This is a genomic window from Acinetobacter towneri DSM 14962 = CIP 107472 (genome assembly GCF_000368785.1).
Classification (GTDB): domain Bacteria; phylum Pseudomonadota; class Gammaproteobacteria; order Pseudomonadales; family Moraxellaceae; genus Acinetobacter; species Acinetobacter towneri.
On sequence record NZ_KB849687.1, the window covers coordinates 1 to 3,466 of the forward strand.

General features: G+C 32.5%; 3 protein-coding genes. 1 reads left to right on the forward strand and 2 read right to left on the reverse strand.

Translation table 11 applies throughout. From position 1 onward, the window contains the following. The first annotated feature begins 127 nt into the window (after window positions 1-127). On the forward strand, window positions 128-1,399 hold the full coding sequence (locus F947_RS01500; RefSeq protein WP_004971335.1) for a hypothetical protein: 1,272 nt from the start codon (window positions 128-130) through the stop codon (window positions 1,397-1,399). 293 nt (window positions 1,400-1,692) lie between these two features. Here the strand turns inward: F947_RS01500 and F947_RS01505 are convergent, their stop codons facing one another. Together F947_RS01505 and F947_RS01510 are read right to left on the reverse strand one after the other, a co-directional pair. Beyond that, window positions 1,693-2,244 carry a plasmid replication DNA-binding protein gene (locus F947_RS01505; RefSeq protein ID WP_004971336.1) on the reverse strand — a complete coding sequence of 184 codons (552 nt, stop codon included), beginning with the start codon at window positions 2,242-2,244 and terminating at the stop codon, window positions 1,693-1,695. Window positions 2,245-2,310: 66 nt separating this feature from the next. Then, on the reverse strand, window positions 2,311-3,342 hold the full coding sequence (locus F947_RS01510) for a RepB family plasmid replication initiator protein (RefSeq protein WP_004971337.1): 1,032 nt from the start codon (window positions 3,340-3,342) through the stop codon (window positions 2,311-2,313). Window positions 3,343-3,466: the final 124 nt, after the last annotated feature.

The window sequence follows — 3,466 nt, forward strand, 5'->3', positions numbered from 1 at the left end:
ACCATTATGTTAAATGGAGGTGAAAGTAAATATTAAAACTATATTTCTTATTAGGAAATAGACACTTGTTTATGAAAACTATGTACCATTTAGCATTATATTAGAAATTATTGGTAGTTATAGATAAATGTCTTTAGAACAAAAAACAAACTCTGAAATTGGTGAAGTTATACTTAAATCAATCCTATCTTTAGAAGGACTTCGGGAGTCTAGTTCGATACTTCTCAATTCTTTGGATAATGAAGTTAATTCTGCAATCGATACACTTGATAAACTCTTAGACCCATTTAAACAAGAAGAAGAGGCAGTTGAAATAGAAGATTTAGATGAAGAAAATAAAACAAAAATTACTTATAAAATACCTGCATCTCATGCCCGAAAAGTGAACGATGCACAAAGGAGATTAGCTAGTCTTGTACGTTCTAGAGATATTTTACCTCGCAATTTTTTAATATCTTATGTAAGTGAATTTGACTATTTTGTTGGAGCACTTTTAAAAAATATTTATAAAATGAAGCCCGAATTATTAAATAGTAGTGGGCAACAATATGCAATTAAAGAAATTTTATCTTTTTCTTCAATAGAAGAAATTCGTGAAGAAATCATAGAAAAGGATATTGAGAGTATTTTGAGATCGAGCCATTCAGAGCAATTTAAAACTATAGCAAATAAAGCGGGAATTAAAACCTTAACAGAATTAGATATATGGCCAAAATTCATCGAGATAACAGAAAGAAGAAACTTATTTGTTCATACGGATGGTGTCATTTCTACACAATATCAAACTGTATGTAAGAGTGTTGGAATTACAATCAATGATGAACAAATAGGAAAAAAATTGCCTGCCACATTAGACTATCTAAATGAAACATTTGATGTAATGTATGAAATTATAGTCAAACTAGGTTGCACTCTATGGCGGAAGTTTTTTGAGTCAGATAAGTCTGAACTCGGTTTATCTGATATGTACATGATACACATTATCTATGAACTTCTGTTTAAAGAAGAACACACATTAGCAATTAAAATCGGTGAATTCATAGTAGGGCAAAAAAAGCATTCAAATGACTATAGAAAGAGAATGCAAGCTATAAACTTATGTTTAGCTTATAAATATTCAGGAGATATGAAAAAAAGTAGTCAAATATTGGACGGATTTGACTGGTCTTCTGTGCAAGATCTTTTTCAATTAGCAATATCATGTGTAAATGAAGATCATCCAGTCTCGTGTGATTTGATAGTTAAGTTAATACCAGCAAAGGAAATAAGTGAAGTAGCATTACATGAGTGGCCATTATTTAAGATTCTCAGAGAGCAAGAAATTTTTAAAGAAACTTATGAAAACCTATTTAAAACTAGCTTTAATAACGTTAGTATCATAGATAGAAGTAGTGACTAATTAAGTTTCATTAATAAAAGGAAAAGCAGATGCCTATTTGGAAATAGTTATCTTCACTTAAATTTATTTCAAAAAGGATCATAAATATATGATCCTTTTTTAATTTTCAAGGCTTTATAAAATTAACATAATACACCTTATACGAAATGCGTTATAATTATCTATAGAAATCAATGCTGTAGTTTCTAGTTGATAGCCCGAACATCCCTGTTCGGGCTTTTTTTATGATTTTTCACGTTCCACGGTTAATATTTGTACAGTGTTCCACGGTTTTCTTTAGCGTAGGTTGGTAATCAGTCCTCAAACAGAGCCTTCGTTAAACGACCTAATAAGCTGCGTTTTTTAGGTGTAGGTTCGATATGTTGAGGGATCGGAATCCGTTTAGGTGAAGCAGTAGTCAATCCGTCATGTTTCGTATCATCGGTGCTTAAAATTGGCTGTTCTTGAGCTGTATTCGTTTGTGGCTGTTCTTGATCAGTAAACGTAGCCATATTGGATTTTGGGGCTTCCAGTAAGCGCTGCATAGCTTCAATCTGTTCTTGATAGAAGGATTCACGTTCTAATGCTTGATTTTCTCTCTGCACTGCCTGATTTAACTGTTTTTCCAGGATGTCAACTTGACGTTTTAATAAGTCAACTTCTGTCAAATTTTGATTGTTAATTGATTGACTTTGGTTGACAGTAGAGCTGTTGTTTTGTGGTTCTCCAAACACTCTTAAAGCCTCTGAAAAGTCAATCAAGCCATCTGATCCTTTTGATAAATTTCCTTTATTTACATGGGCATATATAGCTTGTCTAGAGTATCCATACAATTTTGCTAGTTCTGAAACTGACAGTTTTTTCATTGTGTAAACCAGTTTTCAATTTGTGTTAATAGTTGACTGTCAACTTAACAATGTCAATTGACATTGTCATTGAAATCCAGCTTTTCTCAGTAGAGGTAATAACTCCTTAAATTTTTCAGTATCCAAAAACATATCAGCGATACGAATAGCAAATTGCTGATAACTCTCCGTACCTTGAGAATATTTGCTCATTTCAGGCATTTCAGAAAGTTTTGCTGCAAATAAATAACGTTGAGCATCAGTCATAGGAATAAATAAATCAGGTGTTTTGGGATCTCTTTTAGAATCTTTTACTATCGGCTTCCTTCCTTTTTTTGACTTAAATTTTAATTCTAGGTGCGTAAATTTACGCCCTGTTTTTATTAGTTCATATTTAACTGAATAAGGCGATTTTTCGTTGATTTCATCAACTGCTGTATCTATTACCCATCGTTTTAAATCAGCAGCTAAAGGGTATTTATCATTCAAGTCTAGTGCATTACGTAAATCATCTAAGTGTATTTTACAGAATTCCGTTTCTTTGAACTGCATCATCATCAAGTAAATTCGGTAACTGTAAAAACTACCAAACCCCATAACATCAGTTAGATTTAATTTAGTAAATTGTTGTTTTAACTGACTAATATAAGGAATCATGTTCTCATGAAAAACAATACGAGCAATAATGTTCTCATCACTTTTGGCAATCACTGGCAAACTGTCTAATAGATTGTGCAGTCGCAGGTTGTTTATAAACTCTTCATCATTTTTAGCGTTAGGATATTCTTTTTTTAATCGCTCAAACACTTCTGTCTTGAAATGCAAAATATTATGTACCCAATGAACACCTAAATCACCAATTGGTGTATCAAGTACAACGACTCGATTTAACAGGTCGCTACAAGCCTCTCTAATTTCTCTAGCGACATTATTCGGCTTAACCCCCAATCGTACAAAATCATCTTTGCTGATGTAATACGCTTGTTTTGGGTCTATCGGTTCATCAGGATCTTTAGGCATTTGTGATAGTGCAACTAAGATTAATCGCATTTCGTTTGCTGTGAGCTTATATGAGGCTCTAATTAAATTATTATCCATTACGACTAAATCATTTTTCATTCCCACCACTCCGCTTATTTATATTTGTATGAGATTGACTAGTCTAACTCATATATGAGAATTTGATCAATGCTCATATATGCGCATCAATCCCTCATAGTTCACGCATCAATCCCTCATAGTT